Source organism: Pseudomonas sp. R3.Fl (assembly GCF_023516765.1).
Lineage (GTDB): Bacteria > Pseudomonadota > Gammaproteobacteria > Pseudomonadales > Pseudomonadaceae > Pseudomonas > Pseudomonas citronellolis.
On record NZ_JAMGSO010000001.1, the window covers coordinates 693,237 to 715,949 of the forward strand.

Sequence of the window (22,713 nt, forward strand, 5' to 3'; positions counted from 1 at the left end):
CAAAAAAACCGTGGAACCTTAGAATGAGCACAGCAATCAGTCCGACTGCTTATAACTATAAGGTAATCCGCCAGTTCGCCATCATGACGGTGGTCTGGGGGATACTAGGAATGGGGATGGGGGTTTTCATCGCCTCACAGTTGGTATGGCCCGAGTTGAACTTCGGCCTGCCGTGGACGAGTTTCGGGCGACTTCGCCCGTTGCACACCAACCTGGTGATCTTCGCCTTCGGCGGCTGTGCTCTGTTCGCAACCTCCTACTACGTGGTGCAACGCACCTGCCAGACCCGCCTGATCTCCGATAGCCTCGCCGCCTTCACCTTCTGGGGCTGGCAGGCAGTGATCGTGCTGGCCGGCATCACCCTGCCGCTGGGCTACACCTCCTCCAAGGAGTACGCCGAGCTGGAATGGCCGATCGACATCCTGATCGCCATCGTCTGGGTCACCTACGCCGTGGTGTTCTTCGGCACCATCGTCAAGCGCCAGACCAAGCACATCTACGTGGGCAACTGGTTCTACGGCGGCTTCATCCTGGTGACCGCGATGCTGCACATCGTCAACAACCTGGAGATCCCGGTCGGCTGGTTCAAGTCCTACTCCATCTACGCCGGCGCCACCGACGCCATGGTCCAGTGGTGGTACGGCCACAACGCCGTGGGCTTCTTCCTGACCACCGGCTTCCTCGGCATGATGTACTACTTCGTGCCCAAGCAGGCCGAGCGCCCGGTCTACTCCTACCGCCTGTCCATCGTCCACTTCTGGGCGCTGATCACCCTGTACATCTGGGCCGGTCCGCACCACCTGCACTACACCGCGCTGCCGGACTGGGCGCAGTCCCTGGGCATGGTGATGTCGCTGATCCTCCTGGCCCCGAGCTGGGGCGGCATGATCAACGGCATGATGACCCTCTCCGGCGCCTGGCATAAGCTGCGCACCGACCCGATCCTGCGCTTCCTGGTGGTGTCCCTCGCCTTCTACGGCATGTCCACCTTCGAAGGCCCGATGATGGCCATCAAGACGGTGAACTCGCTGTCCCACTACACCGACTGGACCATCGGCCACGTGCACGCCGGCGCCCTCGGCTGGGTGGCGATGATCTCCATCGGCTCGCTGTACCACATGATCCCGAAAGTGTTCGGCCGCGAGCAGATGCACAGCACCGGCCTGATCAACGCGCACTTCTGGCTCGCCACCATCGGCACCGTGCTCTACATCGCCTCGATGTGGGTCAACGGCATCACCCAGGGCCTGATGTGGCGCGCGGTGAACACCGACGGCACCCTCACCTACTCCTTCGTGGAAGCGCTGCAGGCCAGCCACCCGGGCTTCATGGTCCGTGCGCTGGGCGGCTTCTTCTTCGCCTTCGGCATGCTGCTGATGGCCTACAACACCTTCCGTACCGTGCGTGGCTACAACGCTGCTGAAGTCGATGCCGCTGCCCGCATTCCCGCCGTAGGAGCTCATTGATGAAGCACGAAGCAGTCGAGAAGAACATCGGCCTGCTGGCCTTCTTCATGGTCATCGCCGTGAGCATCGGCGGCCTGACGCAGATCGTCCCGCTGTTCTTCCAGGACGTGACCAACAAGCCGGTGGAAGGCATGAAGCCTCGCACCGCGCTGGAGCTCGAAGGCCGTGACATCTATATCCGCGAAGGCTGCGTCGGCTGCCACTCGCAGATGATCCGCCCGTTCCGCGCCGAGACCGAGCGCTACGGCCACTACTCCGTCGCCGGCGAGAGCGTCTGGGATCACCCCTTCCTGTGGGGCTCCAAGCGTACCGGTCCGGACCTGGCCCGCGTCGGCGGCCGCTACTCCGACGACTGGCACCGCGCGCACCTGTACAACCCGCGCAACGTGGTGCCCGAATCGAAGATGCCCGCCTACCCCTGGCTGGTCGAGAACAAGCTCGACGGCAAGGACATCGAAGGCAAGCTCAAGGCCATGCGCACCCTCGGCGTGCCCTACACCGACGAAGACATCGCCGGCGCTCGCGATGCCGTCAAGGGCAAGACCGAGATGGACGCCCTGGTGGCCTACCTGCAGGGCCTGGGCACCATCATCAAGAGCAAACGGTGACAGCAGATGGATATCGGGACGATTCGCGGCCTCGGCACCGTCGTAGTGATGGTCGCCTTCATCGGCGTACTGCTCTGGGCCTATAGCGGCAAGCGCAAGCAGCGCTTCGACGACGACGCCCTGCTGCCCTTCGCGGACGACCCGGCAGCCATGAAGCACGTCGAGAAAGAACAAGCTTCTAGGAGCAACAAAGAATGACAACCTTCTGGAGTCTGTACGTCACCGTACTTACCCTGGGCACCATCTTCGCCCTGGCCTGGCTGCTGTTCGCCACCCGCCGCGGCCAGCGCAGCGAAGCCACCGACGAAACCGTCGGCCACTCCTTCGACGGCATCGAGGAGTACGACAACCCGCTGCCGAAGTGGTGGTTCATGCTGTTCGTCGCCACCTTCGTCTTCGCCCTCGGCTACCTGGTCCTGTACCCGGGCCTGGGCAACTGGAAAGGCCTGCTGCCGGGCTACCAGGAAGTCAGCGACGGCAAGCCCTTCGCCAATGGCCAGCCGGGTTGGACCGGCGTGCACCAGTGGGAGAAGGAAATGGCCAAGGCCGACGAGAAATATGGGCCGATCTTCGCCAAATTCGCCGCCATGCCCATCGAAGATGTGGCCAAGGACCCGCTGGCGCTGAAGATGGGCGGCCGCCTGTTCGCCTCCAACTGCTCGGTCTGCCACGGCTCCGACGCCAAGGGCGCCTACGGCTTCCCCAACCTGACCGACCAGGACTGGCGCTGGGGCGGTGCCACCGCGGACATCGAGACCACCATCAAGGGTGGCCGTCACGCCGCCATGCCGGCCTGGGGCGAAGTCCTGGGCGACCAGGGCGTGCATGACGTGGCCGCCTTCGTCACCAGCAAGCTGGACGGCCGCAAGCTGCCCGAAGGCGTGACCGACGAGCAGGTCGCCAACGGCGGCAAGATCTTCGCCACCACCTGCGTCGCCTGCCACGGTCCGGAAGGCAAGGGCACCGCCGCCATGGGCGCGCCCAACCTGACGCACCCGGCCGCCTTCATCTACGGCTCGAGCTTCTCCCAGCTGCAGCAGACCATCCGCTACGGCCGCCAGGGCCAGATGCCGGCCCAGCTGGAGCGCCTCGGCGGCGACCAGGTGCACCTGCTGGCCGCCTACGTGTACAGCCTGTCCCAGGGTGATGCGCAGAAGAGCGAATAAGCGCTTCCGCCCTCCCCTCGCAACACCCAGCGGCGCCGGTTCCTACCGGCGCCGCTCTATTTCGGGGGACGAAAAATCTTCCGAATATTCTGACGCGACCAACGGTCGCACCGTTGCACACTAGGCCAAGTCGTATCATGTTTAAGCGTGCAGCCATATCCTGACCCTTTCGGCATGTATCGACAGGGCGCCCTCCCACTGCCGTGGTACGCACTGATGAGCAAACAGATTCCCGTGCAAGACGTCACACCGCCCGCGAAGAAGGGTGGAGAGAACGTCGACTTATATGCCTCCCGCGAGAAGATCTACACCCGGGCCTTCACCGGGTTCTTCCGCAACCTGCGCCGTGTCGGCGGCGCTTTCCTGTTCCTTCTCTACTTCGGCACCGTGTGGCTGACCTGGAACGGTCGGCAGGCGGTGTGGTGGGACCTGCCCGAGCGCAAGTTCTACATCTTCGGCGCCACCTTCTGGCCGCAGGACTTCATCCTCCTCTCCGGGTTGCTGATCATCAGCGCCTTCGGGCTGTTCTTCATCACGGTGTTCGCCGGCCGCGTCTGGTGCGGCTACACCTGCCCGCAAAGCGTGTGGACCTGGATATTCATGTGGTGCGAGAAGGTCACCGAAGGCGACCGCAACCAGCGCATGAAGCTGGACAGGGCGCCGATGAGCGGCAACAAGCTGCTGCGCAAGACAGCCAAGCACACGCTGTGGCTGCTGATCGGCCTGGTCACCGGCCTGACCTTCGTCGGCTACTTCGCCCCCATCCGCGAACTGCTGATGGACCTGGTCACCGGCGAGGCCGACGGCTGGGCCTACTTCTGGGTCGGCTTCTTCACCCTGGCCACCTACGGCAACGCCGGCTGGCTGCGCGAGCAGGTGTGCATCTACATGTGCCCCTACGCGCGCTTCCAGAGCGTGATGTTCGACAAGGACACCCTGATCGTCTCCTACGACCCGCGCCGCGGCGAGAAGCGCGGCCCGCGCAAGAAGACCCTGGACTACAAGGCCCAGGGCCTGGGCGACTGCATCGACTGCACCATGTGCGTACAGGTCTGCCCCACCGGCATCGACATCCGCGACGGCCTGCAGATCGAATGCATCGGCTGCGCCGCGTGCATCGACGCCTGCGACAGCATCATGGACAAGATGGGCTACCCGCGCGGGCTGATCAGCTACACCACCGAGCACAACCTGTCCGGGCAGAAGACGCACCTGGTGCGCCCGCGCCTGATCGGCTACGCCATCGCCCTGTGCGTGATGATGAGCCTGCTGGCCACCGCCATCGTGATCCGCCCGCTGGTGGGCTTCGACGTCAGCAAGGACCGCGTGCTCTACCGCGAGAACGCCGAAGGCCGGATCGAGAACGTCTACAGCCTGAAGATCATGAACAAGGACCAGCGCGACCACACCTACGTGCTCGGCGCCAAGGGCCTGGAAGGCCTGACCCTGGAAGGCCGCAAGGAAGTCCAGGTGGCCGCCGGCGACATCCTCGCCATGCCGGTGGAACTGGCGGTGGACCCGGACAAGCTGCCGTCCAGCACCAACAAGATCACCTTCACCATCCAGTCGGTGGACGAGCCGTCCATCAGCAAGGAAGCCGACAGCCGCTTCATCGGCCCGGTCGTACGCTGAACCCCGGCTGAACCGCAACGCATCCCGCCCCCGCGGCGGGATGCCAGCGGCACGCGGAGCACGTAGAATCCGCCCCACCCAGGCGCGCCGCCCACCCCTCGGGCAGGCCGCTTCCGCCCCGCGGACCACGAGAGAGAAAACCCATGCAGTCGGCGCCCGCACAACAACCCTGGTACAAGCACCTCTGGCCCTGGATCATCATCGGCATGCTCGCCACCTCGGTGTTCCTCAGCCTGACGATGGTGCGCATCGCCGTGGAGAACCAGGACACCCTGGTCAACGACAACTACTACGAGGCCGGCAAGGGCATCAACCGCTCGCTGGACCGCGAGCACCTGGCCCAGCAACTGCACATGCAGGCCCAGGTGCGCCTGGACAAGCTCACCGGCGAGGTCGAGGTGCGCCTGAAGGGCGATAGCCAGCCGGCGCAGCTGACCCTCAACCTGATCTCCCCCACCCTGGAATCCCAGGACCGCCACGTCGCCCTGCTGCCGGCCAACGAGCCGGGCCGCTACACCGGCCGCCTGGACAGCTCCGTCGAAGGGCGCCGCTTCGTCGAACTGCTCGGCGAACAGGATGGCAAGGCCTGGCGCCTGTTCGAAGAAGAGAAGCTCATCGCCGACGGCGAGATCCTCCTCGGCGACGAACCCCTCAAGGGGGATGAAGTCCAGCGCCCATGAGCGCCCCCCTGCCCTGCTACCACTGCGCGCTGCCGGTCCCGTCCGGCAGCCGCTTCACCGCCCGGGTCCTCGGCGAGACCCGCGAATTCTGCTGCCCCGGCTGCCAGGCCGTGGCCGAGGCCATAGTCGCCGGCGGCCTGGAAGGCTATTACCGGCACCGCACCGAGACAGCCGCCAACCCCGAGGCGCTGCCGGCGCAACTGGGTGACGAACTGGCCCTGCTCGACCGCCCCGACGTGCAGCAGCCCTTCGTCCAGCACCAGGGCGAACTGGCCGAGACCACCCTGATCCTCGAAGGCATCAGCTGCGCCGCCTGCGGCTGGCTGATCGAAAAACACCTGCGCCGGCTGCCGGCGGTGGCCGAGGCCGGGCTCAACCTGTCCAACCACCGCCTGCACGTGCGCTGGGCCGACGGCCAGCTGCCGCTCAGTGGCCTGCTCGCCGAGCTGCGCCGGATCGGCTACGCCGCCCACCCCTACCAGCCGGACAAGGCCGCCGAGCAGCTCGCCGAAGAGAACCGCCGTTCCCTGCGCCAGCTGGGCGTGGCCGGCATGCTGTGGTTCCAGGCGATGATGGCGACCATGGCCACCTGGCCGGAATTCAACATCGACCTCAGCGCCGAGATGCACGAAATCCTGCGCTGGGTGGCGATGTTCCTCACCACGCCGATCGTCTTCTACTCCTGCCAGCCGTTCTTCCGCGGCGCCCTGCGCGATTTGCGCACGCGCCACCTGACCATGGACGTCTCGGTGTCCCTGGCCATCGGCGGCGCCTACCTGGCCGGCATCTGGACCGCCATCACCGGCAAGGGCGACCTGTACTTCGACGCGGTGGGCATGTTCGCCCTGTTCCTGCTCGCCGGCCGCTATCTCGAACGCCGCGCCCGCGAGCGCACGGCGGCGGCCACCGCGCAACTGGTCAACCTGCTGCCGGCCTCCTGCCTGCGCCTGGACGAGGCCGGCAACAGCCAGCGCATCCTGCTCAGCGAACTGCGCATCGGCGACCGCGTGCTGGTGCCGCCGGGCGCGGTGCTGCCGGCCGACGGCCTGATCCTCGCCGGGCAGTCCAGCGTCGACGAATCCCTGCTCACCGGCGAATACCTGCCGCAGCCGCGCCAGGCCGGCGACAGCGTCACCGGCGGCACCCTCAACGTCGAGGGCCCGCTGACCCTGCAGGTGCAGGCCCTGGGCGACGACAGCCGGCTGTCGGCCATCGTCCGCCTGCTGGAGCGCGCCCAGGCCGACAAGCCGCGCCTGGCGCAGCTCGCCGACAGCGCCGCGCAATGGTTCCTGCTGGTGCTGCTGGCGCTGGCCGCGGTGGTCGGCCTGTTCTGGTGGCAGCACGACGCCTCGCGGGCCTTCTGGGTGGTCCTGTCGATGCTGGTCGCCACCTGCCCCTGCGCCCTCTCCCTGGCCACGCCCACCGCCCTCACCGCGGCCACCGGCAGCCTGCACAAGCTCGGCCTGCTGCTCACCCGCGGCCACGTGCTGGAAGGCCTGAAACGCATCGACACGGTGATCTTCGACAAGACCGGCACCCTCACCGAGGGCCGCCTGACCCTGCGCGCCGTACAGCCCCTGGGCGAACTCGGCGGCGAACGCTGCCTAGCCCTGGCTGCGGCCTTGGAGAACCGTTCCGAACACCCCATCGCCCGTGCCTTCGGCCGCGCCCCGCAACCCGCCGAGGCGGTGGAAAGCCACCCCGGCCTGGGCCTGGAAGGCGTGGTCGACGGCCAGCGCCTGCGCATCGGCCAGGCCGCCTTCGTCTGCGCCCTGAGCGGCCAGCCCGCGCCGGCCATGCCCAATGAGCATGGCCAGTGGCTGCTGCTGGGCGATGCGCGCGGCCCGCTGGCCTGGCTGGTGCTCGACGACCGCCTGCGCGACGACGCCCCGGCCCTGCTGCAGGCCTGCCGCGAGCGCGGCTGGCGCACCCTGCTGCTGTCCGGCGACAGCTCGCCGATGGTGCAGAGCGTGGCCGCCGAACTGGGCATCGACGAAGTCCACGGCGGCCTGCGCCCGGACGACAAGCTGGCGATTCTCAAGCAGTTGCACGGCGAAGGCCGCCACGTGCTGATGCTCGGCGACGGCGTCAACGACGTGCCGGTGCTGGCCGCCGCCGACATCAGCGTGGCCATGGGCAGCGCCACCGACCTGGCCAAGACCAGCGCCGACGCGGTGCTGCTGTCCAACCGCCTGGACAGCCTGGTGCAGGCCTTCGTCCTGGCCCGCCGCACCCGCCGGGTGATCGTCGAGAATCTGGTCTGGGCAGGGTTGTACAATGGCCTGATGCTGCCGTTCGCCGCCCTCGGCTGGATCACCCCCGCCTGGGCCGCCATCGGCATGTCGGTCAGCTCGCTGACCGTGGTGCTCAACGCCCTGCGCCTGACCCGCGTGCGCGCCCTGCCAGCGGCCCCCGAAGCCGCGCCGCTGGCCATCCCGCTCGCCGCCCACTGAAGGCGCGCAGGCCTTTTCAACGGAGTCGATATGCCCGCTCTCTACGTAATGATCCCGGTGGCGCTGATCATCGTCGCCATCGCCGTCTGGATCTTTTTCTGGGCGGTGAACAGCGGCCAGTACGACGACATGGACGGCCCGGCCCACAGCATCCTGTTCGACGACGAGGACCCCAAGCACCAGGCCGGCATCGACGAGGCCGAAGGCGCCAGGGACACGCAGGCCGAAGCCTGGGACAAGGACTCGCGCGATGCTTGACCTGGCGCCCATGCTGGCGTCCGCGCTGATCCTCGGCCTGCTCGGCGGCGGCCACTGCCTGGGCATGTGCGGCGGCCTGATGGGCGCGCTGACCCTGGCCATTCCAGCGGAACAGCGCGGGCGCCGCCTGCAGCTGCTGCTGGCCTACAACCTCGGGCGCATCCTCAGCTACGCCGCCGCCGGCCTGCTGCTGGGCCTGGCCGGCTGGGCCATCGCCAGCACCCCTTTCGCCTCGGCGCTGCGCGTGGTCGCCGGCCTGCTGCTGATCGCCATGGGCCTGTACCTGGCCGGCTGGTGGAGCGGCCTGACGCGCATCGAGGCCCTCGGCCGCGGCCTGTGGAAATACATCCAGCCCTTCGCCAGCCGCCTGCTGCCGGTGGCCAGCGTGCCGCGCGCGCTGCTGCTCGGCGCGCTCTGGGGCTGGCTGCCCTGCGGCCTGGTCTACAGCACCCTGCTGTGGACCAGCAGCCAGGGCTCGGCGCTGGAAAGCGCGCTGCTGATGCTCGCCTTCGGCCTGGGCACCTGGCCGGTGCTGCTGGCCACCGGGCTGGCCGCCGAACGCATCACGGCGCTGCTGCGCAAGCGCAGCGTGCGCATGGCCGGCGGCCTGCTGGTGATCCTCTTCGGCCTGTGGACCCTGCCCGGCCCGCACCAGGCGTGGCTGATGGGCCACGCGATGCACTGATCCCCCGCGCTTTTCGTAGGAGCGAGCTTGCTCGCGAACAGGCTTCACCTTTGGTGCCTGGCCTGAAGAGCGCCCTCTCCCTAACCCTCTCCCTGAAGGGAGAGGGGACCGTTGGGCAGGGTTTGATGTTATGGCGTTAGCCGGCTAGTGCAGTGGCTGCCGGCGGAAACCATCACCTTTCTCGGCACGGACAGGCCCCCTCTCCCTTCAGGGCGGGGCGCGCAGCCGAGGGCTGGGGAGAGGGTCACGGACTCCACCCCAACTCCAGAGCCAACCCCGGCACCACCGCCCACCAGCAAGCCCCCCTCCAACGAGGTACCCCCTGCGACCGCTTGATGCAGGTCAAGAGGCTTTTCCCACAGTCTCCCTAGACTGCGCCGAAAAGCTCGCCTGATTCGGGGACTGCGGCATGCTCGACAATATCCGCTGGGACACAGATCTGATCCGTCGCTACGATCTGTCCGGCCCGCGCTATACCTCCTATCCCACCGCCGTGCAGTTCCACGAAGGCGTGGGCCCCTTCGACATGCTGCATGCCCTGCGCAACAGCCAGAAGGCCGACCGGCCACTGTCGCTCTACGTGCACATCCCGTTCTGCGCCAACATCTGCTACTACTGCGCCTGCAACAAGGTCATCACCAAGGACCGCGGGCGCAGCGCGCCCTACCTCGCCCGGCTGATCCACGAAATCGAGATCGTCAGCCGCCACCTGGGCAAGGACCAGTGCGTGGAACAGCTGCACTTCGGTGGCGGCACCCCCACCTTCCTCAGCCCCGGCCAGCTGCGCGAACTCATGGGCCAGCTGCGCGCCAACCTGAACCTGATGGAGGACGACTCCGGCGACTACGGCATCGAGATCGACCCGCGCGAGGCCGACTGGTCGACCATGGGCCTGCTCCGCGAGCTGGGCTTCAACCGCGTCAGCGTCGGCGTGCAGGACTTCGACCTGGAAGTGCAGCAGGCGGTGAACCGCCTGCAGAGCTTCGACGAGACCCGCGCCATCATGGACGCGGCGCGCACCCTGCAGTACCGCTCGATCAACATCGACCTGATCTACGGCCTACCCAAGCAGAACCCCGACAGCTTCGCCCGCACCGTCGAGCAGGTCATCGGCCTGCAGCCCAACCGCCTCTCGGTGTTCAACTACGCGCACCTGCCCGAGCGCTTCATGCCGCAGCGGCGCATCAACGTCCAGGACCTGCCCTCCCCCGCGCAGAAACTGGAAATGCTCCAGCGCACCATCGAGCAACTGAGCGCCGCCGGCTACCGCTACATCGGCATGGACCACTTCGCCCTGCCCGACGACGAACTGGCCAGCGCCCAGGAAGACGGCACCCTGCAACGCAACTTCCAGGGCTACACCACCCACGGCCATTGCGACCTGGTGGGCCTGGGCGTCTCGGCGATCAGCCAGATCGGCGACCTCTACTGCCAGAACAGCGCCGACATCAACGACTACCAGAACAGCCTGGACAACGGCCAGCTGGCCACCCGCCGCGGCCTCTACTGCAATGCCGACGACCGCGTGCGCCGCGCGGTGATCCAGCAACTGATCTGCCACTTCCAGCTGGACTTCGAAAGCATCGAGGAACGCTTCAACATCGAATTCCACGGCTACTTCGCCGACATCTGGGACGAGCTGGAGCGCTTCGCCAAGGACGGCCTGATCGAGCTGAGCCCGCGCGGCATCGACGTCACCGCCGCCGGCCGGCTGCTGGTGCGCAGCCTGTGCATGCTCTTCGACCATTACCTGCCGCACCAGAACCTGCAGCGGTTCTCGCGGGTTATCTGAAGGAATATGCTTAGAGATTAAGTGCGAATCTGGACTTTTTTACATAAGGTTTCGGAATAAACGCCGGAATGTTCTGAAATCCATCCGGCAAGCTGGCAGCCGAACCCTTGGGTGCGTTACCCTTGCGTTTCTTGTGCCTTTCCACCCAAGGATCAACCATGGCCGAAACCATCAAGGTGCGCGCCCTGCCGCAAGCGCATTGCAAGGATTGCAGCCTGGCGCCGCTGTGCCTGCCCCTGTCGCTGAACAACGACGACATGGACGCCCTCGACGAAATCGTCAAGCGCGGCCGGCCACTGAAGAAGGGCGAGTTCCTGTTCCGCCAGGGCGACGCCTTCGGTTCCGTGTTCGCGGTGCGTTCCGGCGCGCTGAAGACCTTCAGCATCACCGACGGCGGTGAAGAGCAGATCACCGGCTTCCACCTGCCCAGCGAGCTGGTTGGCCTGTCCGGCATGGACACCGAGGCCTACCCGGTGTCGGCCCAGGCCCTGGAGACCACCTCGGTCTGCGAGATTCCCTTCGAGCGCCTGGACGAGCTGTCCGAGCAGTTGCCGCAGCTGCGCCGCCAGCTGATGCGGGTGATGAGCCGCGAGATCCGCGACGACCAGCAGATGATGATGCTGCTGTCGAAGAAGACCGCCGACGAGCGCATCGCCACCTTCCTGGTCAACCTCTCGGCGCGCTTCCGCGCCCGCGGCTTCTCCGCCCAGCAGTTCCGCCTGGCGATGTCGCGCAACGAGATCGGCAACTACCTGGGCCTGGCGGTGGAAACCGTGTCGCGGGTGTTCACCCGCTTCCAGCAGAACGGCCTGATCGCCGCCGAAGGCAAGGAAGTGCGCATCCTCGACTCCATCGAGCTGTGCGCCCTGGCCGGCGGCCAGATGGAAAGCTGAAGGCGCGACCTTCCGGTCATCGCGCAAAACGGGCTCGCCTTGTGGCGGGCCCGTTATACTTTGGGGCTTCGCAAAGCAGTCACCAGGTACCTTGCCAGCATGATCCTCAACCAGCTCGACCTGAAATCCGTGATCCGCGCGGTCCCCGACTTCCCCAAGGCCGGCGTGGTGTTCCGTGACATCACCCCGCTGTTCCAGTCGCCGCGCGCGCTGCGCTTCGTCGCCGACAGCTTCATCCAGCGCTACGTCGAGGCGGATTTCAGCCACATCGGCGCCATGGACGCGCGCGGCTTCCTGATCGGCTCGATCATCGCCTACGAACTGAACAAGCCGCTGGTGCTGTTCCGCAAGCAGGGTAAGCTGCCCGCCGACGTGCTGGCCCAGGCCTACCAGACCGAATACGGCGAAGCCCTGCTGGAAGTGCACGCCGACAGCCTGTGCGAAGGCGACAGCGTGCTGATCTTCGACGACCTGATCGCCACCGGCGGCACCCTGCTGGCCGCCGCGCAACTGGTCCGGCGCATGGGCGCCAGGGTCCTGGAGGCCGCCGCCATCATCGACCTGCCGGAACTCGGCGGCTCGGCCAAACTGGCCGACGCCGGCATCCCCACCTACAGCCTCACCGCCTTCGCCCTCGACGAGCAGTGAGGAGCATGTAGGAGCGCGCCCTGCGCGCGAATCGCGGGCAGGGCCCGCTCCTACAGGTTGCCGGGAAGCACGGCGCTTTCCCGTAGGATGGGTTGAGCGAAGCGATACCCATCACCACGACCGCACAGGCTGTCTCGAAGACGGGCATGACGCGTAGGAGCGGACTCCGTCCGCGATGGCATATGCGCCGGCCCTGCCGGCGCAATCGCGGATAAATCCGCTCCTACAGGCAAGCACGGCTTTTCGTGGGAGCGAGCTTGCTCGCGAACAGACTCCGCCGCGGGCATTCGCGAGCAAGCTCGCTCCTACATCCTCAAATCGGCGGCGCCGAGCGCTTGAGCACCGACTTCAAGGCGAACGCCGACTTGATCCCGGCCACCCCGGGAATCTGCGTCAGGGTGGTGGTGAGGAAGGCCTGGTAGGCCGCCAGGTCCTTGACCACCACGCGCAGCATGTAGTCCGCGTCGCCGGTCATCTGGAAGCAGCTCATCACCTGCGGCGCCTGGACGATGCTTTCCTCGAACCGCGCCAGGTAGTCGCCGGTCTGTTTTTCCAGGGTGACCGAAACGAACACGCTCATGGCCCCGGACAGGCGCTCCTCGTCGAGCTGGGCGAAATAGCCCTGGATGTACCGCTCTTCCTCCAGGCGCCGCACCCGGCGCAGCGTCGGCGTCAGCGACAGGCCGATCTTCTGCGCCAGGTCGCGCCAGCTCAGGCGGCCGTCGTCGGCCAGGGCGCGGAGGATCTTGAGGTCGGTGCGGTCGATGTCGGCCATGGCGCTCACTTCTACGGAAGAGGGTTTTTGTAGTTCAAAGACACTAAATCTTCTGTCCAAAGCTAGTCAAATTGGAGCAAAAAACCAGCCGGTCACACCTATACTGAAATCACAAGAACAACGAACGAGGACCTCACCATGAGTGATGTCAGCACCCGCCGCGCTACCGCGCGCGGCACCCGCACCGTCGCCCAACCAGGCCAGTCGCACCCGCCCGGTCCGGCGTCTTCCGTCTGCTGATCCCCACCCCCGATCACAACTGGAGACCCACCATGACCGACTACGCTCCCCTCCGCCTGCACGTCCCCGAACCCACCGGGCGCCCGGGCTGCAAGACCGACTTCTCCTACCTGCACCTGTCCCCCGCCGGGGAAGTGCGCAAGCCCGACGTCGACGTCGAGCCGGCGCAGACCGCCGACCTCGCCTACAGCCTCGTGCGCGTGCTCGACGACCAGGGCAACGCCCTCGGCCCCTGGGACCCGCAGCTCAGCCACGAACAGCTGCTGCGCGGCCTGCGCCTGATGCTCAAGACGCGCATATTCGACGCCCGCATGCTCACCGCGCAGCGTCAGAAGAAAATGTCCTTCTACATGCAGTGCCTGGGCGAGGAAGCCATCGCCACCGCCCACACCATGGCCCTGCGCGACGGCGACATGTGCTTCCCCACCTATCGCCAGCAGGGCATCCTGATCACCCGCGACTACCCGCTCAAGGACATGATCTGCCAGTTGCTCTCCAACGAGCAGGACCCGCTCAAGGGCCGCCAGCTGCCGATCATGTACTCCAGCCGCGAGAAGGGCTTCTTCTCCATCTCCGGCAACCTCGCCACCCAGTTCATCCAGGCGGTTGGCTGGGGCATGGCCTCGGCGATCAAGGGCGATACCAAGATCGCCTCGGCCTGGATCGGCGACGGCGCCACCGCCGAGTCGGACTTCCACACCGCCCTGACCTTCGCCCACGTCTACCGCGCCCCGGTGATCCTCAACGTGGTCAATAACCAGTGGGCGATCTCCACCTTCCAGGCCATCGCCGGCGGTGAAGGCACCACCTTCGCCAACCGCGGCGTAGGTTGCGGCATCGCCTCGCTGCGGGTGGACGGCAACGACTTCCTCGCCGTGTACGCCGCCTCGCAGTGGGCCGCCGAGCGCGCCCGCCGTGGCCATGGGCCGAGCCTTATCGAGTGGGTCACCTACCGCGCCGGCCCGCACTCCACCTCGGACGATCCGTCCAAGTACCGCCCGGCCGACGACTGGACCAGCTTCCCCCTCGGCGACCCCATCGCCCGCCTGAAGCAGCACCTGCTGGCCCTGGGCATCTGGAGCGAGGAACAGCACGAGGCGCTGCACAAGGAACTGGAAGCCGAAGTGATGGCCGCGCAGAAAGAGGCCGAACGCCACGGCTCGCTGGTGGACGGCCACGTCTTCAGCGCCGCCAGCCTGTTCGACGACGTCTACAAGGACCTGCCGGAACACCTGCGCCGGCAGCGCCAGGAGCTCGGGGTATGAACGCCATGAATCCGCAACACGAGAACGCCCAGGCGCTCACCAGCATGAGCATGATCCAGGCGCTGCGCTCGGCGATGGACGTGATGCTCGAACGCGACGACGACGTGGTGGTGTTCGGCCAGGACGTGGGCTACTTCGGCGGCGTGTTCCGCTGCACCGAAGGCCTGCAGAAGAAGTACGGCACCTCGCGGGTGTTCGACGCGCCCATCTCCGAGAGCGGCATCGTCGGCGCCGCGGTGGGCATGTGCGCCTACGGCCTGCGCCCGGTGGTGGAAATCCAGTTCGCCGACTACGTCTACCCGGCCACCGACCAGTTGGTGTCCGAGGCGGCGCGCATCCGCTACCGCTCGGTGGGCGACTTCGTCGTGCCCATGGTGGTGCGCATGCCCTGCGGCGGCGGCATCTACGGCGGACAGACGCACAGCCAGAGCCCGGAGGCGATGTTCACCCAGGTCTGCGGCCTGCGCACGGTGATGCCGTCCAACCCCTACGACGCCAAGGGCCTGCTGATCGCCTGCATCGAGAACGACGACCCGGTGATCTTCCTCGAGCCCAAGCGCCTGTACAACGGCCCCTTCGACGGCCACCACGATCGCCCGGTGACGCCCTGGTCCAAGCACCCGCAGAGCCAGGTGCCCGAAGGCTACTACCGGGTGCCGCTGGACAAGGCGGCCATCGCCCGCCCGGGCAGCGAGCTGACCGTGCTCACCTACGGCACCACCGTCTACGTGGCGCAGACCGCCGCCGAGGAAACCGGCATCGACGCCGAGATCATCGACCTGCGCAGCCTCTGGCCGCTGGACCTGGACACCATAGTCGAATCGGTGAAGAAGACCGGCCGCTGCGTCATCGTCCACGAGGCCACCCGCACCTGCGGCTACGGCGCCGAACTGATGTCGCTGGTGCAGGAAAACTGCTTCCACCACCTGGAAGCCCCCATCGCCCGCGTGACCGGCTGGGACACCCCCTACCCGCACGCCCAGGAATGGGACTACTTCCCCGGCCCGGCCCGCGTCGGCGCCGCCTTCAAGCGTGCCATGGAGGTCTGAATGGGCATTCACGTGATCAAGATGCCGGACATCGGGGAAGGCATCGCCGAAGTGGAACTGGTGGAATGGCACATCAAGGTCGGCGACGAGGTCCATGAGGACCAGGTGCTGGCCGAAGTGATGACCGACAAGGCCACCGTGGAAATCCCCTCGCCGGTCTCCGGCAGGATTCTCGCCCTGGGCGGCGAGCCCGGCCAGGTGATGGCCGTGGGCGGCGAACTGGTGCGCCTGGAAGTGGAAGGCGCCGGCAACCACCGCGAAGCCGCGGCCAAAGCCCATGAAAGCGCGCCCGCCGCGGAAGCCGAAGCGAAAGCCCAGCCGCTCAGGGAAGCCCCGCGCGCCGAAGCGAAACCGGCCCCCGCGCCGCGCCCGGCAGCCGCCGCGCCGGCCCCGCGCCGCGCCCCCGGCGAGAAGCCGCTGGCCTCCCCGGCGGTGCGCCAGCGCGCCCGCGACCTGGGCGTGGAACTGCAATTCGTGCAGGGCTCCGGCCCCGCCGGGCGCATCCTCCACGACGACCTCGACCAGTACCTGGCCCACGGCGGCGCGGTGGTCGCCTCCGGCTACGCCGCGCGCCACGACGAGCAGCAGATCCAGGTCATCGGCCTGCGCCGCAAGATCGCCCAGAAGATGGCCGAGGCCAAGCGGCGCATCCCGCACTTCAGCTACGTCGAGGAAATCGACGTCACCGACCTGGAGGACCTGCGCCAGCACCTCAACGCCAAGTACGGCGCCAGCCGCGGCAAGCTCACCCTGCTGCCCTTCATCGCCCGCGCGATGGTGGTGGCCCTGCGCGAGTTCCCGCAGCTCAACGCCCGCTATGACGACGAAGCCGAAGTCATCACCCGCTACGGCGCGGTGCACCTGGGCGTGGCCACCCAGAGCGACAGCGGCCTGATGGTGCCGGTGCTGCGCAACGCCGAATCCCGCGACCTGTGGGGCAACGCCGCGGAAGTGGCGCGCCTGGCCGAGGCCGCGCGCCACGGCAAGGCCAGCCGCGAGGAACTCTCCGGCTCGACCATCACCCTCAGCAGCCTGGGTGCACTGGGCGGCATCGTCAGCACGCCGGTGATCAACCACCCGGAAGTGGCCATCGTCGGCGTCAACCGCATGGTCGAGCGGCCCATGGTGCTCAACGGCCAGATCGTGGTGCGCAAGATGATGAACCTGTCCTCGTCCTTCGATCACCGGGTGGTCGACGGCATGGACGCGGCGGCCTTCATCCAGGCCGTGCGCGCCCTGCTCGAACACCCCGCCACCCTGTTCCTGGAGTGACCGCCGTGAAGCAGAACCAGACACTGGAAACCACCCTGCTGATCATCGGCGGCGGCCCCGGCGGCTACGTCGCCGCCATCCGCGCCGGGCAGCTGGGCATCCGCACCCTGCTGGTGGAAGGCGCGGCCCTGGGCGGCACCTGCCTGAACATCGGCTGCATCCCCTCCAAGGCGCTGATCCACGCCGCCGAGGAATACCTCAAGGCCCGCGAGTTCGCAGGTAAATCGGCGCTGGGCATCAGCGTGCAGGCGCCGAGCATCGACATCCAGCGCACCGTGGAATGGAAGGACGGCATCGTCGACCGCCTGACCACCGGCGTCGCCGCCCTGCTGAAAAAGCACGGCGTGGGCGTGGTGCACGGCTGGGCGCAGGTCGTCGACGGCAAGACCGTCGAAGTCGCCCTGGCCGACGGCGGCACCCAGCGCATCCACACCGAGCACCTGCTGCTGGCGGCCGGTTCGCGCTCGGTGGAGCTGCCCTTCCTGCCGCTCGGCGGCAAGGTCATCTCCTCCACCGAGGCCCTGGCGCCCAAGGCCCTGCCCAAGCGCCTGGCGGTGATCGGCGGCGGCTACATCGGCCTGGAACTGGGCACCGCCTACCGCAAGCTGGGCGTGGAAGTGACGGTGGTGGAAGCCCAGCCGCGCATCCTGCCGAGCTACGACGAAGAACTGACCAAGCCGGTGGCGGCCGCCCTGCGCAAGCTCGGCGTAGAGCTCTACCTGGGCCACAGCGTGGTGGGCCTGGAACCCGACGGCAAGGGCCTGCGCCTGCGCGACGGCCAGGGCCAGCAACGGGTGATCGAGACCGACCAGGTGCTGGTCGCCGTCGGCCGCCGGCCCAACACCGAAGGCTGGAACCTGGAGAACCTGCACCTGGACATGGACGGCCGCGCTGTGAAGATCGACGAGCAGTGCCGCACTTCGATGCGCAACGTCTGGGCCATTGGCGACATCGCCGGCGAACCCATGCTGGCGCACCGCGCCATGGCCCAGGGCGAGATGGTCGCCGAACTGATCGCCGGCAAGCGCCGCGCCTTCACCCCCGCAGCGATCCCGGCGGTGTGCTTCACCGACCCGGAAGTGGTGGTGGTCGGCCTCACCCCGGACCAGGCCCGCGCCAGCGGCCACGAAGTGCTGACGGCGAACTTCCCCTTCGCCGCCAACGGCCGCGCCATGACCCTGGAGGCCCACGACGGCTTCGTCCGCGTGGTGGCCCGTGCGGACAACCACCTCATCCTCGGCTGGCAGGCGGTGGGCAAGGCGGTATCGGAACTCTCCACGGCCTTCGTCCAGTCCATCGAGATGGGCGCACGCCTGGAAGACATAGCCGGCACCATCCACGCCCACCCGACACTCGGCGAAGCAGTACAGGAAACCGCCCTGCGCGCCCTGGGGCACGCGCTGCATATCTGAGCCCCCTGCGATACCCGCCGATGGGTATCGCTGCGCTCAACCCATCCTACGTCGCGCACACCTGGCACCCGTAGGATGGGTTGAGCCTGCGAAACCCATCCACACCCACGCCGCTAGCTGCCCGCCTCCTGCGCCAACAAACGCTGCTGCAAGCGCGCCAGGAAAGCTACCTCGTACGCCGTGCGTTGCCCCTCCGGAACCTGCCCTTCGCGGCCAACCAGCAGGACCGCCCAGAGGCTGGCCGGCTCCTTTTCCATCAACCAGCGCTCGGCGCGTCGCTGCCCGGCATCGATGGCGGCCTGGCAGTCCTGCAGCCAGAACAGCTCCAGCGCCGGCTGGCCGTCAGCGGCGGGGATGTGGGTGGTGAAGAGTTTTTCAGTCGGGTGGTGCGCGCGGGTAAAAGCTGGGCGGTGCATATCCATCACTCCTGCATAGATAGGTTCGGAAGCCACCACCCAAACTTTCCACAGTTGGGGTGGCAGGCCGTGCAAGGGTGGAAATACCGGCTATGCAGGACCCGGCCGGGCCGAAGCCCGCCTTGCACGGCCCGCCATAGAACGACGTACAGCGGGCACAAAAAAGCGCCAGCTGAACAGCTATGGCGCTACCGCGCCTGCATAGTTGGTCCGGGTTTCCACACCCGGTCACGGCAATCGCCGTGACGGACGAACCCTAGCGAGCCCCACTCAGGCGCAACAAGGCGAAGTATCGCAGGCTTGTGCGTGAGCTTTCCCAATTTTCAGGGAGGACCGGAAATATCTGTAGGAGCGAGCTTGCTCGCGAACAATGGCGTCAGGTTTGACTCTGGAGCTGGGTTGGCGTCCGTAACCCTCTCCCCAGCCCTCGGCTGCGCGCCCCGCCCTGAAGGGAGAGGGGGCTTGTCCGTGCCACGGCGCAGTTTGGTGTCAGTTGGTGACGCCGCCGTTTCCGGCTAACTCCAGAACACCCAACCCTGCCCAACGGTCCCCTCTCCCTTCAGGGAGAGGGTTAGGGAGAGGGGCGAGGCCCAGCCCACCACCAAGCCTTGCATGGAAATGATCAGCCCAGCGCCCCGATGAATGATGGGTATCGCTTCGCTCAACCCATCCTACGTCCACCCTCCGGCCGATTATCGACCAGTAGTTGCGCCCGATAGCTTGCCTTCTCTCCGCCCCAAACAAGATTATGGAACCAAGTTCCAAAAACAATTCCCGCGGAGTCCCCTGCCCATGTCCCCTGCCCCGAACCTGCCGCCCACCGACTGCGACTTGCTGGTGATCGGCTCCGGCGCCGCCGGCCTGGCCGCCGCCGTCACTGCCGCCTGGCACGGCCAGAAGGTCATCCTGGTGGAGAAAGACGCGGTGTTCGGCGGCGCCACCGCCTGGTCCGGCGGCTGGGCCTGGGTGCCGCGCAACCCGCTGGCGCGGCGTGCCGGCATCGAGGAAGACATCGAGCAGCCGCGCACCTACCTGCGCAACGAGCTGGGCGACTACTACGACGCCGCGCGGGTGGACGCCTTTCTCGAAGCCGCGCCGCACATGGTGGCCTTCTTCGAGCAGCACACCCGCCTGCAGTTCGCCGATGGCAACGGCATCCCCGACATGCATGGCGACACCCCCGGCGCCGCCAGCGGCGGCCACCAGGTGATAGCCGCACCCTACGATGCCCGCGAGGTCGGCGACCTGCTGCCGCGTCTGCGCAGGACCATGCGCGAGACCTCCTTTCTCGGCATGCCGATCATGGCCGGCGCCGACCTGGCCGCCTTCCTCAACATGACCCGCTCACCGCGCGCATTCGTCCACGTGGCCAAGCGCGTACTCGCCCACTTCTACCACCTCGCTCGCTACGGCCGTGCCATGCACCTGGTCAACGGCGTAGCGCTGGTGGCACGGCTGGCCAAGTCGGCACAAGACCTGGGCGTACGCCTGATGGAGTCCTGCCCGGCGCAGCGCCTGCTGCTGGAGGATGGCGCCGTGCGCGGTGCGGTGGTGAAGACGCCGCGCGGCGAACTGGAAATCTGCGCCAAGGCCGTGGTCCTCGCCGCCGGCGGCTTCCCCAACGACCCGGAGCGCCGCCGCCAGCTGTTCCCCCGCGACGCCAGCGGCCACGCCAACCTTGCCCTGCCGCCGACCTCCTGCTCCGGCGACGGCCTGCGCCTGGGCGAAGCCGCCGGCGGCAGCGTCGAAACGAACCTGCGCTCACCCGTGGCCTGGGCCCCGGTGTCGAAGGTGGCGCACCGCGACGGCAGCGTCGGCCACTTCCCGCACATCATCGAGCGCGGCAAGCCCGGCATCATCGGCGTGCTGGCCAACGGCAAGCGCTTCGTCAACGAGGCCCACGGCTACTACGACTACGTCAGCGCGATGCTCGCCGCCCTGCCCGAGGACCAGGAGCCCTGCTCCTGGCTGGTCTGCGACCACCGCTTCCTGCGCCGCTACGGCCTGGGCTACGTGCGCCCGGCGCCGCTGCCCATCGGCGCGCACTTGCGCAGCGGCTACCTCAAGCGCGGCGCCAGCATCGAGCAACTGGCGCAGCTCTGCGGCATCGACCCGCAGGGCCTGGCGCGGACCGTCGCCGACTTCAACCGCCACGCCCGCAACGGCGAGGACCCGGCCTTCGGCCGCGGCAGCACCGCCTTCAACCGCAAGCAGGGCGATGCGGCCAACCCCGGCCCCAACCCCTGCGTCGCGCCCATCGAGCAGGGCCCGTTCTATGCGGTCAAAGTACAGCCGGGCTGCTTCGGCACCTTCGCCGGGCTGAAGACCGACGGCCAGGCCCGCGTGCTCGGTGCCGGCGGCCAGCCGATCCCCGGCCTGTACGCCGCCGGCACCGACATGGCCAGCGTGTTCGGCGGCCACTATCCCTCCGGCGGCATCAACCTCGGCCCGGCGCTGACCTTCGGCTACGTCGCCGGCCGCCACGCCGCCGGCGCCCACGACTACGAACCCCAAGCAGGAGCCACCCCATGCAAGCACGCATCCGCAACCGCCACGGCCTGAACATGCCCAAGCTCGGCCTGGGCACCTGGCCGCTGACCGGCGCCGAGTGCAGCGCCGCCGTGCGCCAGGCCCTGGAGCTGGGCTACCGGCACATCGACACCGCCGCCGGCTACCACAACGAAGACGCCGTGGGCCAGGCGCTGGCCGACGGCCCGGTGCCCCGCGAGGACGTCCACGTCACCAGCAAGGTCTGGTGGGACCGCCTGGCCCCGGCCGACCTCGCCCAGTCCCTGGACGACAGCCTGCGCGCGCTGCGCAGCGACTACCTGGACCTGTTCATGATCCACTGGCCGGGCCAGAACGGCAGCCTGGTCGGCGACGACCTCAAGCGCAGCGTCGAGGCCCTGGTGGCCGCCCGCGACAGCGGCAAGGCGCGCGCCATCGGCGTGGCCAACTTCCCCCTGGCGCTGCTGCGCGAGACCGTGGAAACCCTGGGCGCGCCCCTGGCGGCCATCCAGGTCGAATACCACCTGATGCTCGACCAGTCAGCGCTGCTGGACTACGCCCGCGCCCACGACATGGCCCTCACCGCCTACACCCCGCTGGGCCGCGGGCGCATGCTGGAGGAGCCGGCGATCCAGGCCATCGCCCAGCGCCACGGCGTGCTGCCCAGCCAGGTGGCCCTGGCCTGGCTGCTGGAGCAGGACGGCGTGGCCGCCATCCCCAAGGCCGCCAGCCTGGCCAACCAGCGCTCCAACCTCGCCGCCCTCGACCTGCGCCTGGACGACGAGGACCGCGCGCAGATCGCCGCCCTGCCGAAGAACGTCCGCCTGGTCAGCCCGGAATTCGCCCCGAAGTGGGACTGACCGTCCGCTGATCGCACACTTCCGCGTATCCCTCCTTCCGCCCGGCCCGGCCAGAAACCGCGCCGGGCCTTGCCGCGCCTGGCTTGCAGTGCTTTCACCCAGAGCCCGGCGAGCCAATTGACGAAAGTAACCATTTAGTACATTTTCTGATGACCGCACTCCAGCGGCGACAAGACCTACAAGAGACACCCGCATGCCCCTCCCGATCCTGATCCTCAACGGCCCCAACCTGAACCTGCTCGGCACCCGCGAACCGGCCACCTATGGCCACGAGACGCTGGCCGACATCGAAGCGCTGTGCCAAACGCGCGCCGACGAGCTGGGCCTGCAGGTGGCGTTCAAGCAGACCAACCACGAGGGCCAGCTGATCGACTGGATCCACGAAGCGCGCGGCCGTTGCGCCGGCATCGTGATCAACCCGGCGGCCTGGACGCACACCTCGGTGGCCATCCGCGACGCCCTGGCGGCGGTGGAGCTGCCGGTGATCGAGGTGCATCTGTCCAACGTGCACAAGCGCGAGGAATTCCGTCACCACTCCTTCGTCTCGGGCATCGCCGTGGGCGTGCTGGCCGGCTTCGGCAGCTACGGCTACCGCCTGGCCCTCGACCACTTCGCCCACCTGCTGCGGGGCTGAT

At 67.6% G+C, this 22,713-nt stretch carries 21 protein-coding genes; 19 read left to right on the forward strand and 2 right to left on the reverse strand.

Annotation, left to right across the window (positions count from 1 at the left end; translation table 11 throughout):
- Nucleotides 1-23: 23 nt before the first annotated feature.
- The 12 genes from ccoN (at nt 24) to M8R19_RS02900 (ending at nt 12,281) form a co-directional block, all read left to right on the forward strand.
- Nucleotides 24-1,466 (forward strand): cytochrome-c oxidase, cbb3-type subunit I, encoded by a 1,443-nt coding sequence (gene ccoN, locus M8R19_RS02845; RefSeq protein WP_074981781.1) that lies wholly within the window; start codon nt 24-26, stop codon nt 1,464-1,466.
- Nucleotides 1,466-2,074, forward strand: coding sequence for a cytochrome-c oxidase, cbb3-type subunit II (ccoO, locus tag M8R19_RS02850; protein ID WP_249916949.1), 609 nt, complete (start codon nt 1,466-1,468; stop codon nt 2,072-2,074). Before ccoN ends, ccoO begins: the two co-directional genes overlap by 1 nt.
- A 6-nt stretch (nt 2,075-2,080) precedes the next feature.
- Nucleotides 2,081-2,272 carry a CcoQ/FixQ family Cbb3-type cytochrome c oxidase assembly chaperone gene (locus M8R19_RS02855; protein WP_009622822.1) on the forward strand — a complete coding sequence of 64 codons (192 nt, stop codon included), beginning with the start codon at nt 2,081-2,083 and terminating at the stop codon, nt 2,270-2,272.
- Nucleotides 2,269-3,240, forward strand: coding sequence for a cytochrome-c oxidase, cbb3-type subunit III (ccoP, locus tag M8R19_RS02860; RefSeq protein WP_116425070.1), 972 nt, complete (start codon nt 2,269-2,271; stop codon nt 3,238-3,240). Before M8R19_RS02855 ends, ccoP begins: the two co-directional genes overlap by 4 nt.
- Nucleotides 3,241-3,456: 216 nt before the next feature.
- Complete coding sequence (gene ccoG / locus M8R19_RS02865) at nt 3,457-4,872, forward strand: cytochrome c oxidase accessory protein CcoG (protein ID WP_074981774.1); 1,416 nt, start codon at nt 3,457-3,459, stop codon at nt 4,870-4,872.
- Nucleotides 4,873-5,015: 143 nt separating this feature from the next.
- Complete coding sequence (locus M8R19_RS02870) at nt 5,016-5,552, forward strand: FixH family protein (protein ID WP_249916950.1); 537 nt, start codon at nt 5,016-5,018, stop codon at nt 5,550-5,552.
- The gene (locus tag M8R19_RS02875; protein ID WP_249916951.1) at nt 5,549-8,005 is read left to right on the forward strand and encodes a heavy metal translocating P-type ATPase; all 2,457 of its coding nucleotides are present in this window, start codon (nt 5,549-5,551) and stop codon (nt 8,003-8,005) included. The genes M8R19_RS02870 and M8R19_RS02875 overlap by 4 nt, the downstream gene beginning before the upstream one ends.
- Before the next feature lie 30 nt (nt 8,006-8,035).
- The gene (gene ccoS / locus M8R19_RS02880) at nt 8,036-8,263 is read left to right on the forward strand and encodes a cbb3-type cytochrome oxidase assembly protein CcoS (protein WP_249916952.1); all 228 of its coding nucleotides are present in this window, start codon (nt 8,036-8,038) and stop codon (nt 8,261-8,263) included.
- Nucleotides 8,256-8,948 (forward strand): sulfite exporter TauE/SafE family protein, encoded by a 693-nt coding sequence (locus tag M8R19_RS02885; RefSeq protein ID WP_249916953.1) that lies wholly within the window; start codon nt 8,256-8,258, stop codon nt 8,946-8,948. The genes ccoS and M8R19_RS02885 overlap by 8 nt, the downstream gene beginning before the upstream one ends.
- Before the next feature lie 409 nt (nt 8,949-9,357).
- Nucleotides 9,358-10,740: an oxygen-independent coproporphyrinogen III oxidase gene (gene hemN, locus M8R19_RS02890; RefSeq protein WP_074981762.1), complete on the forward strand. Its 1,383-nt coding sequence runs from the start codon at nt 9,358-9,360 to the stop codon at nt 10,738-10,740.
- Nucleotides 10,741-10,898: 158 nt separating this feature from the next.
- Nucleotides 10,899-11,633, forward strand: a complete 735-nt coding sequence (gene anr / locus M8R19_RS02895; protein ID WP_009622830.1) for a transcriptional regulator Anr — start codon at nt 10,899-10,901, stop codon at nt 11,631-11,633.
- 99 nt (nt 11,634-11,732) lie between these two features.
- Nucleotides 11,733-12,281, forward strand: a complete 549-nt coding sequence (locus tag M8R19_RS02900; protein ID WP_116425067.1) for an adenine phosphoribosyltransferase — start codon at nt 11,733-11,735, stop codon at nt 12,279-12,281.
- A gap of 313 nt (nt 12,282-12,594) precedes the next feature.
- Here the strand turns inward: M8R19_RS02900 and M8R19_RS02905 are convergent, their stop codons facing one another.
- Nucleotides 12,595-13,056, reverse strand: a complete 462-nt coding sequence (locus M8R19_RS02905; protein ID WP_074981758.1) for an Lrp/AsnC family transcriptional regulator — start codon at nt 13,054-13,056, stop codon at nt 12,595-12,597.
- Nucleotides 13,057-13,328: 272 nt separating this feature from the next.
- On the opposite strand from M8R19_RS02905, the gene M8R19_RS02910 reads away from it, so the two are divergent.
- From M8R19_RS02910 to lpdA, 4 genes are read left to right on the forward strand one after another with little or no spacing between them, the layout of a single operon-like run.
- Nucleotides 13,329-14,561: a 3-methyl-2-oxobutanoate dehydrogenase (2-methylpropanoyl-transferring) subunit alpha gene (locus tag M8R19_RS02910; protein WP_074981755.1), complete on the forward strand. Its 1,233-nt coding sequence runs from the start codon at nt 13,329-13,331 to the stop codon at nt 14,559-14,561.
- The gene (locus M8R19_RS02915; protein ID WP_009622837.1) at nt 14,558-15,610 is read left to right on the forward strand and encodes an alpha-ketoacid dehydrogenase subunit beta; all 1,053 of its coding nucleotides are present in this window, start codon (nt 14,558-14,560) and stop codon (nt 15,608-15,610) included. The genes M8R19_RS02910 and M8R19_RS02915 overlap by 4 nt, the downstream gene beginning before the upstream one ends.
- Nucleotides 15,611-16,882 (forward strand): dihydrolipoamide acetyltransferase family protein, encoded by a 1,272-nt coding sequence (locus M8R19_RS02920; protein WP_249916954.1) that lies wholly within the window; start codon nt 15,611-15,613, stop codon nt 16,880-16,882.
- Nucleotides 16,883-16,887: 5 nt separating this feature from the next.
- Nucleotides 16,888-18,294 (forward strand): dihydrolipoyl dehydrogenase, encoded by a 1,407-nt coding sequence (gene lpdA / locus M8R19_RS02925; protein ID WP_249916955.1) that lies wholly within the window; start codon nt 16,888-16,890, stop codon nt 18,292-18,294.
- 113 nt (nt 18,295-18,407) lie between these two features.
- Here lpdA and M8R19_RS02930 read toward each other — a convergent pair whose 3' ends face one another.
- The gene (locus tag M8R19_RS02930) at nt 18,408-18,710 is read right to left on the reverse strand and encodes a LasR-specific antiactivator QslA (RefSeq protein ID WP_249916956.1); all 303 of its coding nucleotides are present in this window, start codon (nt 18,708-18,710) and stop codon (nt 18,408-18,410) included.
- Nucleotides 18,711-19,502: 792 nt separating this feature from the next.
- Between M8R19_RS02930 and M8R19_RS02935 the strand changes: the two genes are divergently transcribed.
- The 3 genes from M8R19_RS02935 (at nt 19,503) to aroQ (ending at nt 22,712) form a co-directional block, all read left to right on the forward strand.
- Nucleotides 19,503-21,272: an FAD-dependent oxidoreductase gene (locus M8R19_RS02935; protein WP_249916957.1), complete on the forward strand. Its 1,770-nt coding sequence runs from the start codon at nt 19,503-19,505 to the stop codon at nt 21,270-21,272.
- A complete protein-coding gene (locus M8R19_RS02940) occupies nt 21,239-22,078 on the forward strand; it encodes an aldo/keto reductase (protein ID WP_069864498.1) in 840 nt (279 codons plus the stop codon). Before M8R19_RS02935 ends, M8R19_RS02940 begins: the two co-directional genes overlap by 34 nt.
- A gap of 193 nt (nt 22,079-22,271) precedes the next feature.
- On the forward strand, nt 22,272-22,712 hold the full coding sequence (aroQ, locus tag M8R19_RS02945) for a type II 3-dehydroquinate dehydratase (RefSeq protein WP_249916958.1): 441 nt from the start codon (nt 22,272-22,274) through the stop codon (nt 22,710-22,712).
- Nucleotide 22,713 lies beyond the last annotated feature (1 nt).